6 protein-coding genes and 5 rRNA genes are annotated in these 15,295 nt (G+C 59.8%); all 11 read right to left on the reverse strand.

Annotated features, from left to right (window positions below; all coding sequences use genetic code 11):
* Nucleotides 1–47: 47 nt before the first annotated feature.
* On the reverse strand, nt 48–1,769 hold the full coding sequence (gene recN / locus N1027_RS19030; protein WP_259510238.1) for a DNA repair protein RecN: 1,722 nt from the start codon (nt 1,767–1,769) through the stop codon (nt 48–50).
* Nucleotides 1,762–2,676, reverse strand: coding sequence for an NAD kinase (locus tag N1027_RS19035; RefSeq protein WP_308199809.1), 915 nt, complete (start codon nt 2,674–2,676; stop codon nt 1,762–1,764). The genes recN and N1027_RS19035 overlap by 8 nt, the downstream gene beginning before the upstream one ends.
* Nucleotides 2,677–2,679: 3 nt before the next feature.
* The gene (locus tag N1027_RS19040) at nt 2,680–3,483 is read right to left on the reverse strand and encodes a TlyA family RNA methyltransferase (RefSeq protein WP_259510240.1); all 804 of its coding nucleotides are present in this window, start codon (nt 3,481–3,483) and stop codon (nt 2,680–2,682) included.
* On the reverse strand, nt 3,476–3,634 hold the full coding sequence (locus N1027_RS19045; protein ID WP_259510243.1) for a hypothetical protein: 159 nt from the start codon (nt 3,632–3,634) through the stop codon (nt 3,476–3,478). The genes N1027_RS19040 and N1027_RS19045 overlap by 8 nt, the downstream gene beginning before the upstream one ends.
* 55 nt (nt 3,635–3,689) lie before the next feature.
* Nucleotides 3,690–4,709: an HAD-IIA family hydrolase gene (locus N1027_RS19050; protein WP_259510246.1), complete on the reverse strand. Its 1,020-nt coding sequence runs from the start codon at nt 4,707–4,709 to the stop codon at nt 3,690–3,692.
* A gap of 63 nt (nt 4,710–4,772) precedes the next feature.
* A 5S ribosomal RNA gene (gene rrf / locus N1027_RS19055) occupies nt 4,773–4,889 on the reverse strand.
* Nucleotides 4,890–5,025: 136 nt separating this feature from the next.
* Nucleotides 5,026–8,143, reverse strand: a 23S ribosomal RNA gene (locus tag N1027_RS19060).
* A gap of 420 nt (nt 8,144–8,563) precedes the next feature.
* Nucleotides 8,564–10,087: ribosomal RNA gene (locus N1027_RS19065) — 16S ribosomal RNA — on the reverse strand.
* 452 nt (nt 10,088–10,539) lie between these two features.
* Nucleotides 10,540–11,772, reverse strand: coding sequence for a tetratricopeptide repeat protein (locus N1027_RS19070; protein ID WP_259510248.1), 1,233 nt, complete (start codon nt 11,770–11,772; stop codon nt 10,540–10,542).
* Between the two features lie 93 nt (nt 11,773–11,865).
* A 5S ribosomal RNA gene (gene rrf, locus N1027_RS19075) occupies nt 11,866–11,982 on the reverse strand.
* Nucleotides 11,983–12,118: 136 nt separating this feature from the next.
* Nucleotides 12,119–15,236: ribosomal RNA gene (locus tag N1027_RS19080) — 23S ribosomal RNA — on the reverse strand.
* Together the 16S, 23S and 5S rRNA genes form the textbook arrangement of a ribosomal RNA operon.
* Nucleotides 15,237–15,295: the final 59 nt, after the last annotated feature.

A 15,295-nucleotide genomic window follows, 5' to 3' on the forward strand; every position in this document is an offset into this window, starting at 1 on the left:
CACAAGGGCAATCGAGGAGTCATCGCAGAATCAGCGTGACATCGGGTTCATCCACGCGCCGCGGCGAGGCTCTCCGCCGTTGAGAGAAGTTCCGCGGCGTGGGCGAGCCCTGATTCCGAGTCAGGCAGCCCGGAGAGCAGCCGCGCCATCTCCGCGAGGCGGTCGTCGCCGGCGAGCTGAACGACGTTGCTCGCCGTCACCGGACCGTCCTGGTCTTTCTCCACCCGCAGGTGGTTGGTGGCGAACGCGGCCACCTGCGCCAGGTGCGTCACCACGATCACCTGCGACGATCGCGCGAGCACGGCCAGGCGCCGCCCGATCTCGATCGCTGAGGCGCCGCCCACCCCCGCATCCACCTCGTCGAAGACGAAGGTCGGCACGGGATCGGCCGCTGCCAGCACGACCTCGATCGCGAGCATCACCCGCGAGAGCTCGCCGCCGGAGGCCCCTTTGTTGAGCGGCCGCGGCTCGCTGCCCTCGTGCGCACGGAGCAAGAACTGCACGAGGTCGCGCCCGGTGGAGCCGAGGTCGTCGCGCTGCTGCACCTCCACCACGAACCGCGCGTTCGGCATCGCGAGCGCGCCCAACTCGTCGGTGACGGCAGTCGAGAGCCTCTCCCCCGCGTCACTGCGCAGCGCGCTGAGGTCGTCGGCGATCCGCGTCAGCTCGGCGTACTCGTCGTCGACCAGCGCCGAGAGCTGTTCGATGCGATCGGAGTCGGAGTCGAGTTCGAGCAGGCGCGGCTCCGCCTCGGCGGTGAAGGCGAGCACATCGGAGAGTTCGGGACCGTACTTGCGGGTCAGCACCGTCAGCTGGGCGCGTCGTTCCTGCACGCGGTCGAGTTCGCCCACTTCATCGGTTTCGAGCCCTGACACGTAACTGGCCAGCTGAGTGGAGATGTCGGACACGATGAAACTCGCATTCGCGAGAGCTTCGACGATGGGCGCGAGCGCCGTGTCATGGTGGGCCACCCGTTCGAGGCTCCGCAACGCGGCGTCGATCAGCCCGACTGTGTCCGGTCCGTCGCCCGTTTCGCTCGAGATGCCCTCCCGCGCCTCGGCGGCCGCCAACCGCAGGTCTTCGAGGTTCGTCAGGCGCCCCGCCAGATCGGCCAGCTCAGCGTCTTCGCCCTCGACGGGCGCGACTGCCGAGATCTCGTCGATGGCCGCCCGGAGTTGTTCGGCTTCGCGCAGGCGCGACGAGCGCTCGGTCACGAGTGCGTCGATCTCGGAACTGTGCGCCTGCCACGACTCGTAGAGACTCCGGTATTCGGTCACGCGTTCGGCGAGCGCTGGTCCGGCGAAACTGTCGAGCGCTCCGCGCTGGGCTGACTGGCTCTTCAAGCGGAGCTGGTCGGATTGGCCGTGCACCACGACCAGGGCGCTGCCGAGCTCGGAGAGCACGCTGATCGGCGCCGACCGGCCGCCCACGACTGCACGGCTGCGCCCCTCGGCCGAGACGGAGCGCGACAGGATGACCTCGGCGTCGCCGATATCGCCGGCGTCGTCGAGGTCTCCTCCCACCTCCCGCACGCGATCCGCGACGACTCCATCACGACCCACCAGGATGCGGCCCTCGATCCAGGCCTGCCCCGCTCCCTTGCGAATCGACCCCGTGTCGGCACGCTCGCCGAACAGCAGCCCGAGCGCCGACACCACCATGGTCTTGCCCGCGCCGGTCTCGCCGGTGACGGCGGTGAACCCCGGGCCGAGCGGCAGCACGGCTTCGCCGATCACGCCGAGGTCTCTGATCGACAGTTCCTCAATCACGATCCATCGGCCCCCGCCACCCGTTCACGGGCAGATTGAACTTGCGCACCAGGCGATCGGTGAACGGCGCCATGTGCAACCGCGCGAGGCGCACCGGCGTCGGCGAGCGGCGCACCACCACGCGCGCGCCTTTCGGCAGATCCCACATCCGGCGGCCGTCGGCCCAGAGCACGGCGCCGCCCTGGGTGCGGTCGAGTACCTCCACCGCGAGCGCGGAATTCGGTCCGACGACCAGTGGGCGCGCGAACAGCGCGTGCGGACTGAGCGGCACCATCAGCAGCGCGTCGAGGCTCGGCCACACCACCGGCCCGCCGGCCGAGAAAGAGTAGGCGGTCGACCCGGTGGGAGTCGACATCACCACGCCGTCGCAGCCGAAGCTCGACAACGGGCGCCCGTCGACCTCCACCACGACCTCGAGCATGCGTTCGCGACTCGCCTTCTCGACGGTGGCCTCGTTGAGTGCCCAGGTCTCGTAGACGACTTCGGAATCGACCTTCACCCGCACCGCCAACGTCATCCGCTCTTCCACCAGGTAGTCGCGCCCGAGCGCACGGTTCACGGTCTCGGTGAGGTCTTCGCGATCACTCTCGGCGAGAAACCCCACGTGCCCGAGGTTCACCCCGAGCAGCGGGACGGTCGAGCCGCGCACGAGTTCGGCCGCCCGCAGGATGGTGCCGTCGCCGCCGAGCACGATCACGAGCTCGAGGTCGAACACGGTCACGCCCGAACCGAGGGTCTCGAACGACCCCAGATCGGCGAGCGCCTCCGTTTGGTCGTTCTCGTCGAGCGGACCGATCACCGGAGTCACCCCGGCGCCCCGCAATTGCTGGCACACGCTCTGCGCGGCCACGACGGAGTCGTGACGCCCGGTGTGCAGAACGACCAGCATGTATCGCTCAGCAGACACGCATCACGCTCCTGTCATCTCGGTGACTCGTCCCAACCATTCTGTCGGATGGGAACCGACATCCTGATTGAACCAGACCAGGTACTCCAGATTCCCGGCACCGCCGGCAATTGGGGAGGGGATCAGGCCGGCTGTGGATAACCCGAGGTCGTACGCGGCCCACAGCACGTTGGTCACCGCGTCGGCGCGGAGTGCGGCGTTCCGCACGATGCCCTCTTTCACACCCGTGCGGCCGACCTCGAACTGCGGCTTCACCAGCAACACGAAGTCCGCGTCGGGCCGGGCGACCGACCGCAGCGGCTCCAGCACCAGCCCGAGCGAGATGAACGAGAGGTCGCCCACCACGAGGTCGACCGGCCGGTCGATCCCGGATGCGCCGGCGAGGGTTTCCGGGGTGGCGAACCGCAGATTGAAACCCTCCACCGCAATGACACGCGGGTCGCGGGCGATGATCGGATCGAGCTGATCGTGCCCCACATCGGCCGCGATCACCCTTTCGGCGCCGCGCTCCAGCAGCACCTGGGTGAAACCTCCGGTGGAGGCACCGGCGTCCAGCGCCAGCACGCCGTCGACGCGCACACCGGAGAAGGCGTCGAGCGCCGCGATCAGCTTGTTCGCGCCGCGGCTCACGTAACGGTCGACCGCGTCGACGGTCACGGTTTGTTCCTCGCTCACGGGGAACGAGGCCTTGACCTGCGGCGTCCCGTCGACACGCACGTAACCGTTGGCGATCAGACGCGCAGCATGGGTGCGCGACCGGGCCAGGCCGCGAGCGGCGACCACGGCATCCAGACGAGCACTACCCATCCGACGGCGACGCGTCCCCGCCCTCGAGGCGGGCTTTCAATTCTTCGTGCACTTGGGCGTATGCGATCGCACGCTGGTCCAGGGGCTGTTCCTCGATGACGCGGAGCCGCGGAACCAGTGCGGCATCGTTGTCGACGTCGTCTGTGTTCACCTGCCCAGCGTACCGTGCGCATCCGGCTGCGGCACCGGGACGGGCGGGCGTCCGGTCAGCTGTAGAGCGCAGGGTCGACGTCGAGCGCGTGGATCGACAGGCCCGAGTTCCAGATCGCCGCGGAGCCCGCGCGCACCAGATCGGTGGGCGAGTCGCCGGTCTTCACCACGCGCACCACGTGTCCCTTCATCCGCACGACGGATGCGCCCACCGAGGTCTCCGAGCCGTCCTTCGAGGTCACCGTGGCGGGGTACGGATCGAACAACTGACGCAGATCCGCCAGGATGAAGTCGGGGCGGGAGCCCGCCGGCGCGGCGAGCACCTGCTTCGCCCGGTCGATGCCGGTGAGCACGTGGATCGCCCGCAGCCCGGCGCGCTTGGCGCCCAAGGTGTCGGTGTCCAGGCGGTCACCGATGAACGCTGCGTTCTCGGCTCCGAACCGCGCAAGGGCCACTTCGAAGATCGGCGCCTCGGGTTTGCCCGCCACCACGGGCAGCCGTCCGACGGCTGTGTGCACCGCCGACACCAGCGTGCCGTTGCCGGGGGCGATACCGCCGGCCACCGGAATGGTCCAGTCGGTGTTGGTGGCCACCCAGTGCACGGCCGGGTCGTGCAGCGCGAAGCTCGCCTCGGCCAGCTGCGTCCACCCCACCTCGGGCGCGAATCCCTGCACCACGGCGGCGGGGCGATCGGATGCCGATCGGGTCACGACGAATCCGGCCTTCTCCACCTCGGACACGAGACCGATTCCCCCCACCACGAGCACGGTCGCTCCGGGGTCGATGAGCGTGACCAGGATGCGCATGGCCGCCTGCGGCGACGTCACGACGTCTTCCGGAGCCACGGTCAGCCCGAAGCTGCTGAGGTGCTCCGCCACCTGCGCGTCGGTGCGCGACGCATTGTTGGTGATGAAGCCGGTGCGAAGACCCTCGGATGCCACACGCGACAATGCGTCGACCGCATACGGGATGGCCGTGGGGCCTTGATAGACCACGCCGTCGAGATCGGCGAGAACGGCGTCGACACCGTCGAGCGGGAGCATCGGCTCCGTCTTCTTCGTTCCGAACAGACCCATCGTCCTCTTCCTCGCGTTAACGCAAAATGGCCACCCATTGCTGGGTGGCCATTTCACAAAGAAGTCCGGCGGTGTCCTACTCTCCCACAAGGTCCCCCTTGCAGTACCATCGGCGCAGAGAGTCTTAGCTTCCGGGTTCGGAATGTGACCGGGCGTTTCCCTCTCGCTATGGCCGCCGAAACACTATTGATGTATCAAAGTGAATTCGAGCAATCATTGCTGATTGTTCGGTTCTCGACCGTACATCGAGAACCACATAGTGGACGCAAGCAATCTTGGCTCTAAATACCAGCCTTACAACGGTATGAAGATAGTGATTATCAAATTATCGGCTTATTAGTACAGGTCAGCTCCACGAGTCTTTAGTCCTCGCTTCCACATCCTGCCTATCAACCCAGTAGTCTAGCTGGGAGCCTCTCACCCGAAGGTATGGAAATCTCATCTCAAGGCCGGCTTCCCGCTTAGATGCTTTCAGCGGTTATCCATCCCGAACGTAGCTAATCAGCGGTGCTCCTGGCGGAACAACTGACACACCAGAGGTTCGTCCAACCCGGTCCTCTCGTACTAGGGTCAGATCCTTTCAAATTTCCTACGCGCGCAGCGGATAGGGACCGAACTGTCTCACGACGTTCTAAACCCAGCTCGCGTACCGCTTTAATGGGCGAACAGCCCAACCCTTGGGACCTACTCCAGCCCCAGGATGCGACGAGCCGACATCGAGGTGCCAAACCATGCCGTCGATATGGACTCTTGGGCAAGATCAGCCTGTTATCCCCGAGGTACCTTTTATCCGTTGAGCGACAGCGCTTCCACAAGCCACTGCCGGATCACTAGTCCCGACTTTCGTCCCTGCTCGACTTGTCAGTCTCACAGTCAAGCTCCCTTGTGCACTTACACTCGCCATCTGATTGCCAACCAGATTGAGGGAACCTTTGGGCGCCTCCGTTACTTTTTAGGAGGCAACCGCCCCAGTTAAACTACCCACCAGGCACTGTCCCTGAACCGGATTACGGTTCGAAGTTAGATATCCAGAGTGACCAGAGTGGTATTTCAACAATGACTCCACCTGAACTAGCGTCCAAGCTTCACAGTCTCCCACCTATCCTACACAAGCCACACCGAACACCAATACCAAGCTGTAGTAAAGGTCACGGGGTCTTTCCGTCCTGCTGCGCGTAACGAGCATCTTTACTCGTAGTGCAATTTCGCCGAGTTCGCGGTTGAGACAGCTGGGAAGTCGTTACGCCATTCGTGCAGGTCGGAACTTACCCGACAAGGAATTTCGCTACCTTAGGATGGTTATAGTTACCACCGCCGTTTACTGGGGCTTAAATTCTCAGCTTCGCCTTGCGGCTAACCGTTCCTCTTAACCTTCCAGCACCGGGCAGGCGTCAGTCCGTATACATCGTCTTGCGACTTGGCACGGACCTGTGTTTTTAGTAAACAGTCGCTTCCCACTGGTCTCTGCGGCCTTCAAACGCTCCAGGAGTAAATCCCTTCACGCCTCAGGCCCCCCTTCTCCCGAAGTTACGGGGGCATTTTGCCGAGTTCCTTAACCACGATTCTCTCGATCTCCTTGGTATTCTCTACCTGACCACCTGAGTCGGTTTGGGGTACGGGTGACTGGAACCTCGCGTCGATGCTTTTCTTGGCAGCATAGGATCACTGATTTCGTCCGTGAGGACTACCCATCGGGTCTCAGGCTTAATGAACGACGGATTTGCCTATCGTTCGCCCTACATCCTTAGACCGGGACAACCATCGCCCGGCTCAGCTACCTTCCTGCGTCACACCTGTTAATACGCTAACCGCACCAGAACGGGTTCGAGCGTTAGACCGGTCCCATCACCCCCGAAGGGGATCAGTGGTCCGGGTTAGGACTCTTAGCACTACTGGATTAGCTTGGGCGGTTCTTCGTCAGTACGGGAATATCAACCCGTTGTCCATCGACTACGCCTGTCGGCCTCGCCTTAGGTCCCGACTTACCCAGGGCGGATTAACCTGGCCCTGGAACCCTTGGTCTTTCGGAGGACGGGTTTCTCACCCGTCTTTCGCTACTCATGCCTGCATTCTCACTCGTGTAGCCTCCACGGCTGGTTTACACCGCCGCTTCGCTGGCCACACGACGCTCTCCTACCCATCTATGCGACTGGACCACGAAGGCCTGTCACTAACATAAATGCCACAAATTCGGTGGCGTGCTTGAGCCCCGTTACATTGTCGGCGCGGAATCACTTGACCAGTGAGCTATTACGCACTCTTTCAAGGGTGGCTGCTTCTAAGCCAACCTCCTGGTTGTCTGTGCAACTCCACATCCTTTCCCACTTAGCACGCGCTTTGGGACCTTATTTGGTGGTCTGGGTTGTTTCCCTCTCGACGATGAAGCTTATCCCCCACCGTCTCACTGCTGCGCTCTCACTTACCGGCATTCGGAGTTTGGCTAACGTCAGTAACCTTTTGGGGCCCATCGGCTATCCAGTAGCTCTACCTCCGGCAAGAAACACGCAACGCTGCACCTAAATGCATTTCGGAGAGAACCAGCTATCACGAAGTTTGATTGGCCTTTCACCCCTATCCACAGCTCATCCCCTCCATTTTCAACTGAAGTGGGTTCGGTCCTCCACGACGTCTTACCGTCGCTTCAACCTGGCCATGGATAGATCACTTCGCTTCGGGTCTAGAACATGCGACTGACTCGCCCTATTAAGACTCGCTTTCGCTACGGCTGCCCCTCACGGGTTAACCTCGCCACATATCACTAACTCGCAGGCTCATTCTTCAAAAGGCACGCTGTCACACCAACAAGGGTGCTCCAACGGTTTGTAAGCAAACGGTTTCAGGTACTATTTCACTCCCCTCCCGGGGTACTTTTCACCTTTCCCTCACGGTACTTGTCCGCTATCGGTCATCTGGGAGTATTTAGGCTTATCAGGTGGTCCTGACAGATTCACACGGGATTTCTCGGGCCCCGTGCTACTTGGGATACTCTTCGCGCCATTGCAACATTTCGACTACGGGGTTGGCACCCTCTATGACTGGCCTTTCAATGCCATTCGTCTATATTGCGTTGTAACGCTCACTGTTCGGCAGAATCAGCAGAAAAGTCCCGCAACCCCGACCATGCAACGCCTGCCGGCTATCACACATGATCGGTTTAGCCTCTTCCGGGTTCGCTCGCCACTACTAACGGAATCGCTTTTGCTTTCTCTTCCTGTGGGTACTGAGATGTTTCACTTCCCCACGTTCCCTCTACCCGCCCTATATATTCAGGCGGGAGTCACCGGGTCACCTTACGGGCCCAGCGGGGTTTCCCCATTCGGAAATCCTCGGATCAAAGCTCTATTATCAGCTCCCCGAGGCTTATCGCAGATTTATACGTCCTTCTTCGGCTCCAGATGCCAAGGCATCCACCGTTTGCTCTTAGAAATTTGAAATCACATGAGTTTGAATCGATCTTTCATAAGAAAAATTGACCAATGATCTACAGAACCCCGAAGGGTTCTTGTTGATCTTTGTGATTCAGGACAAAGTCCTGAATCTAAGATGCTCGCGTCCACTGTGTAGTTCTCAAAGTACGGGCGGTACCCTCCGCGCAACCCTCAATCTAAAGGGAAACAACGAAAGGCCCTGAGGTTGGTCCACCTCCGCCGAAGCGAAGGAGATCCGGTCCCTCAGGACCCAACAGCGTGCATATGCAACCACCCCCGTGCCGGCCCGTTCCAAACTCCGAAGAGTCGTACTAGCGCTAACGCGGTTCCTGCTGCATCAATGTCAATGTTCCACCCATGAGCTACCAGCGAGAACGTATGTCTCGATCTGGCATGCCTGGACACCGAAGTGCCAGTGCTCCTTAGAAAGGAGGTGATCCAGCCGCACCTTCCGGTACGGCTACCTTGTTACGACTTAGTCCTAATCACCGATCCCACCTTCGACGGCTCCCTCCACAAGGGTTGGGCCACCGGCTTCGGGTGTTACCGACTTTCATGACTTGACGGGCGGTGTGTACAAGGCCCGGGAACGTATTCACCGTGGCGTTGCTGATCCACGATTACTAGCGACTCCGACTTCATGAGGTCGAGTTGCAGACCTCAATCCGAACTGAGACCGGCTTTTTGGGATTCGCTCCACCTTACGGTATTGCAGCCCTTTGTACCGGCCATTGTAGCATGCGTGAAGCCCAAGACATAAGGGGCATGATGATTTGACGTCATCCCCACCTTCCTCCGAGTTGACCCCGGCAGTCTCCTATGAGTTCCCACCATTACGTGCTGGCAACATAGAACGAGGGTTGCGCTCGTTGCGGGACTTAACCCAACATCTCACGACACGAGCTGACGACAACCATGCACCACCTGTTTACGAGTGTCCAAAGAGTTGACCATTTCTGGCCCGTTCTCGTATATGTCAAGCCTTGGTAAGGTTCTTCGCGTTGCATCGAATTAATCCGCATGCTCCGCCGCTTGTGCGGGCCCCCGTCAATTCCTTTGAGTTTTAGCCTTGCGGCCGTACTCCCCAGGCGGGGAACTTAATGCGTTAGCTGCGACACGGAGACCGTGGAATGGTCCCCACATCTAGTTCCCAACGTTTACGGCGTGGACTACCAGGGTATCTAATCCTGTTCGCTCCCCACGCTTTCGCTCCTCAGCGTCAGTTACGGCCCAGAGATCTGCCTTCGCCATCGGTGTTCCTCCTGATATCTGCGCATTCCACCGCTACACCAGGAATTCCAATCTCCCCTACCGCACTCTAGTCTGCCCGTACCCACTGCAGGCTGGAGGTTGAGCCTCCAGTTTTCACAGCAGACGCGACAAACCGCCTACGAGCTCTTTACGCCCAATAATTCCGGACAACGCTTGCACCCTACGTATTACCGCGGCTGCTGGCACGTAGTTAGCCGGTGCTTTTTCTGCAGGTACCGTCACTTTCGCTTCTTCCCTACTAAAAGAGGTTTACAACCCGAAGGCCGTCATCCCTCACGCGGCGTTGCTGCATCAGGCTTGCGCCCATTGTGCAATATTCCCCACTGCTGCCTCCCGTAGGAGTCTGGGCCGTGTCTCAGTCCCAGTGTGGCCGGTCACCCTCTCAGGCCGGCTACCCGTCGTCGCCTTGGTGGGCCATTACCTCACCAACTAGCTGATAGGCCGCGAGTCCATCCTTGACCGAAATTCTTTCCAACCGCAGAAGATGCCTTCGCGGTTCGTATCCGGTATTAGACGTCGTTTCCAACGCTTATCCCAGAGTCAAGGGCAGGTTACTCACGTGTTACTCACCCGTTCGCCACTGATCCAGAGAAGCAAGCTCCTCTTTCACCGTTCGACTTGCATGTGTTAAGCACGCCGCCAGCGTTCGTCCTGAGCCAGGATCAAACTCTCCGTAAATGTTTACGCACAGACACGACCACCGGAATAGGCGGACCGCGCTGCAAGTTTGAAACTGACAGAACAAATCATTACTGACTTGCTTTGTTGTTCTAAATGTTTCCCAAAAGGAATCCCTCTCCGACCAAAGCCGAAGCGGGGTTTTTGGCATATGACATTGTGCACGCTGTTGAGTTCTCAAGGATCGGATGCTCCAAAAACCAGGCCTTCCAGCCATCGTTCCGGGCAACTTCTCTATATTACCTGCTCCCAACCCCATGTCAAATCGGCCGTTTTCGGCGCCGAGACAAGATCTCGGCACGCCAAACTAACCATGACACCATCGGTCAGGATCAAGATGTTCTTCGGAGCCGCGTCACCCTAGAGCTGGGCCCGTAATGGACACCGCGCTTCTTCGTGTTTCGCGTTGCTCCGAGGCAACTTGTCAACCATAACCAGTCTCAGACCCGACGTCAAATCGACTCGTCGTCGTCTTCTTCGAACACTTCGATGGTGTCGTCGGGCTCACCGTTCAAGGCGAGGTCGGCGCGCTCGGCGCGCTGCCGCCACTCGGCCGACTCTTCGTCCTGTCCCAGCTCCGCGAGCACCTCGGCATAGGCGTCGAACAGCTCGGGGCTGTAGGAATAGGCCACGTCGGGGTTCAGCTGAGGGATCTCGAGCTCGGTGAGTGCGGCATCCGCCTGGCCGAGGTCGAGTCGTGCACCTGACATCGCGATCGCGACAGCCACCTGCGACGGCACCGAGAGCGTCGACCGCTCGACGGACCGACCGGCCTCGAGCGCGCGCTCAGGACGCCCCATCCCCCGCTCGCTGTCGATCATCAACGCGAGCTGCTCGTTCGATCCCGAGATCCGCCGGAACGTGCGAAGTTCCCGCAGGGCGAGGGCGTAGTCGCCGGTGGCGTAGGCGGTGATGGCGAGGGTCTCGCGCACCACGCCGATCCTTCCCGCGCGCCGGGATGCCGACATCGCGTGCTGGTGCGCCAACTCGGGATTCTCGTCGATCAGCCGACCGGCCATCACGAGGTGCCGAGCGACTTCCTCGGCGTTCTCCTTGTTCAGCGTCTTCAATTCCATACGCGCGACCTTGTCGAGATCTCGTCCGACGACGTCGTCGGGGATCTCGGGGTCGTCGTGCCGCGGACGCACCGAACGCAGCTCCCGTGCGAGCAGTTCCTCTTCGGTGAGAGGAGGACGCTCGAACCGGGATGCGCTCTGGTCGTTACGGGCCGGCTTGCCGTCCTTGGTCCAGAGGCGCCGCTCCCCCGGTCCGCCACTCGAGGGCCGGCCACCGCGATCAGGTCGCCCGCCGCGATCAGAACCACCGCGCTCCGGCCGCCCGCTGCGGTCGCCGCTGCGCTCAGGTCGGGCACCGCGATCGGGACGCGCACCGCGATCGGGACGAGCACCGCGATCGGCGGCGCCGGCACGCTCAGGGCGTGCGCTGCGATCGCTCCGACCACCGGCGTCCGGTCGTCCGCCGCGATCGGGGCGAGAGCTGTTGTCACGGCGCGGCGTGAACGGTCGCTTGTCGGTATCGTCACGCGCAGGCCGACTACCGTGCGGGCGGGCCGACCGGTCCGAGCCGGCGTCTTTGCGGGGAGGGCGTCGGTCGCCATCATCGCGCTTCGGACGCGCGTCGCCGCCGCGATCGTCGCGACGTTTCTCGTCATCGTTGTCGGTCATGGGGCCCTCCTCAGGCACTCATTCGGCGGCTGCAAATACCACGGACTTAACGCAAAATGGCCACCCATTGCTGGGTGGCCATTTCACAAAGAAGTCCGGCGGTGTCCTACTCTCCCACAAGGTCCCCCTTGCAGTACCATCGGCGCAGAGAGTCTTAGCTTCCGGGTTCGGAATGTGACCGGGCGTTTCCCTCTCGCTATGGCCGCCGAAACACTATTGATGTATCAAAGTGAATTCGAGCAATCATTGCTGATTGTTCGGTTCTCGACCGTACATCGAGAACCACATAGTGGACGCAAGCAATCTTGGCTCTAAATACCAGCCTTACAACGGTATGAAGATAGTGATTATCAAATTATCGGCTTATTAGTACAGGTCAGCTCCACGAGTCTTTAGTCCTCGCTTCCACATCCTGCCTATCAACCCAGTAGTCTAGCTGGGAGCCTCTCACCCGAAGGTATGGAAATCTCATCTCAAGGCCGGCTTCCCGCTTAGATGCTTTCAGCGGTTATCCATCCCGAACGTAGCTAATCAGCGGTGCTCCTGGCGGAACAACTGACACACCAGAGGTTCGTCCAACCCGGTCCTCTCGTACTAGGGTCAGATCCTTTCAAATTTCCTACGCGCGCAGCGGATAGGGACCGAACTGTCTCACGACGTTCTAAACCCAGCTCGCGTACCGCTTTAATGGGCGAACAGCCCAACCCTTGGGACCTACTCCAGCCCCAGGATGCGACGAGCCGACATCGAGGTGCCAAACCATGCCGTCGATATGGACTCTTGGGCAAGATCAGCCTGTTATCCCCGAGGTACCTTTTATCCGTTGAGCGACAGCGCTTCCACAAGCCACTGCCGGATCACTAGTCCCGACTTTCGTCCCTGCTCGACTTGTCAGTCTCACAGTCAAGCTCCCTTGTGCACTTACACTCGCCATCTGATTGCCAACCAGATTGAGGGAACCTTTGGGCGCCTCCGTTACTTTTTAGGAGGCAACCGCCCCAGTTAAACTACCCACCAGGCACTGTCCCTGAACCGGATTACGGTTCGAAGTTAGATATCCAGAGTGACCAGAGTGGTATTTCAACAATGACTCCACCTGAACTAGCGTCCAAGCTTCACAGTCTCCCACCTATCCTACACAAGCCACACCGAACACCAATACCAAGCTGTAGTAAAGGTCACGGGGTCTTTCCGTCCTGCTGCGCGTAACGAGCATCTTTACTCGTAGTGCAATTTCGCCGAGTTCGCGGTTGAGACAGCTGGGAAGTCGTTACGCCATTCGTGCAGGTCGGAACTTACCCGACAAGGAATTTCGCTACCTTAGGATGGTTATAGTTACCACCGCCGTTTACTGGGGCTTAAATTCTCAGCTTCGCCTTGCGGCTAACCGTTCCTCTTAACCTTCCAGCACCGGGCAGGCGTCAGTCCGTATACATCGTCTTGCGACTTGGCACGGACCTGTGTTTTTAGTAAACAGTCGCTTCCCACTGGTCTCTGCGGCCTTCAAACGCTCCAGGAGTAAATCCCTTCACGCCTCAGGCCCCCCTTCTCCCGAAGTTACGGGGGCATTTTGCCGAGTTCCTTAACCACGATTCTCTCGATCTCCTTGGTATTCTCTACCTGACCACCTGAGTCGGTTTGGGGTACGGGTGACTGGAACCTCGCGTCGATGCTTTTCTTGGCAGCATAGGATCACTGATTTCGTCCGTGAGGACTACCCATCGGGTCTCAGGCTTAATGAACGACGGATTTGCCTATCGTTCGCCCTACATCCTTAGACCGGGACAACCATCGCCCGGCTCAGCTACCTTCCTGCGTCACACCTGTTAATACGCTAACCGCACCAGAACGGGTTCGAGCGTTAGACCGGTCCCATCACCCCCGAAGGGGATCAGTGGTCCGGGTTAGGACTCTTAGCACTACTGGATTAGCTTGGGCGGTTCTTCGTCAGTACGGGAATATCAACCCGTTGTCCATCGACTACGCCTGTCGGCCTCGCCTTAGGTCCCGACTTACCCAGGGCGGATTAACCTGGCCCTGGAACCCTTGGTCTTTCGGAGGACGGGTTTCTCACCCGTCTTTCGCTACTCATGCCTGCATTCTCACTCGTGTAGCCTCCACGGCTGGTTTACACCGCCGCTTCGCTGGCCACACGACGCTCTCCTACCCATCTATGCGACTGGACCACGAAGGCCTGTCACTAACATAAATGCCACAAATTCGGTGGCGTGCTTGAGCCCCGTTACATTGTCGGCGCGGAATCACTTGACCAGTGAGCTATTACGCACTCTTTCAAGGGTGGCTGCTTCTAAGCCAACCTCCTGGTTGTCTGTGCAACTCCACATCCTTTCCCACTTAGCACGCGCTTTGGGACCTTATTTGGTGGTCTGGGTTGTTTCCCTCTCGACGATGAAGCTTATCCCCCACCGTCTCACTGCTGCGCTCTCACTTACCGGCATTCGGAGTTTGGCTAACGTCAGTAACCTTTTGGGGCCCATCGGCTATCCAGTAGCTCTACCTCCGGCAAGAAACACGCAACGCTGCACCTAAATGCATTTCGGAGAGAACCAGCTATCACGAAGTTTGATTGGCCTTTCACCCCTATCCACAGCTCATCCCCTCCATTTTCAACTGAAGTGGGTTCGGTCCTCCACGACGTCTTACCGTCGCTTCAACCTGGCCATGGATAGATCACTTCGCTTCGGGTCTAGAACATGCGACTGACTCGCCCTATTAAGACTCGCTTTCGCTACGGCTGCCCCTCACGGGTTAACCTCGCCACATATCACTAACTCGCAGGCTCATTCTTCAAAAGGCACGCTGTCACACCAACAAGGGTGCTCCAACGGTTTGTAAGCAAACGGTTTCAGGTACTATTTCACTCCCCTCCCGGGGTACTTTTCACCTTTCCCTCACGGTACTTGTCCGCTATCGGTCATCTGGGAGTATTTAGGCTTATCAGGTGGTCCTGACAGATTCACACGGGATTTCTCGGGCCCCGTGCTACTTGGGATACTCTTCGCGCCATTGCAACATTTCGACTACGGGGTTGGCACCCTCTATGACTGGCCTTTCAATGCCATTCGTCTATATTGCGTTGTAACGCTCACTGTTCGGCAGAATCAGCAGAAAAGTCCCGCAACCCCGACCATGCAACGCCTGCCGGCTATCACACATGATCGGTTTAGCCTCTTCCGGGTTCGCTCGCCACTACTAACGGAATCGCTTTTGCTTTCTCTTCCTGTGGGTACTGAGATGTTTCACTTCCCCACGTTCCCTCTACCCGCCCTATATATTCAGGCGGGAGTCACCGGGTCACCTTACGGGCCCAGCGGGGTTTCCCCATTCGGAAATCCTCGGATCAAAGCTCTATTATCAGCTCCCCGAGGCTTATCGCAGATTTATACGTCCTTCTTCGGCTCCAGATGCCAAGGCATCCACCGTTTGCTCTTAGAAATTTGAAATCACATGAGTTTGAATCGATCTTTCATAAGAAAAATTGACCAATGATCTACAGAACCCC

The organism is Herbiconiux aconitum, assembly GCF_024979235.1.
Classification (GTDB): Bacteria; Actinomycetota; Actinomycetes; order Actinomycetales; family Microbacteriaceae; genus Herbiconiux; species Herbiconiux aconitum.

What these genes read in the sequence shown, in the direction of transcription:
- N1027_RS19040 (WP_259510240.1), bottom strand. Translation starts at nt 3,483, where the DNA reads ATGGGTAGTGCTCGTCTGGATGCCGTGGTCGCCGCTCGCGGCCTGGCC.
- N1027_RS19050 (WP_259510246.1), bottom strand. Translation starts at nt 4,709, where the DNA reads ATGGGTCTGTTCGGAACGAAGAAGACGGAGCCGATGCTCCCGCTCGAC.
- N1027_RS19070 (WP_259510248.1), bottom strand. Translation starts at nt 11,772, where the DNA reads ATGACCGACAACGATGACGAGAAACGTCGCGACGATCGCGGCGGCGAC.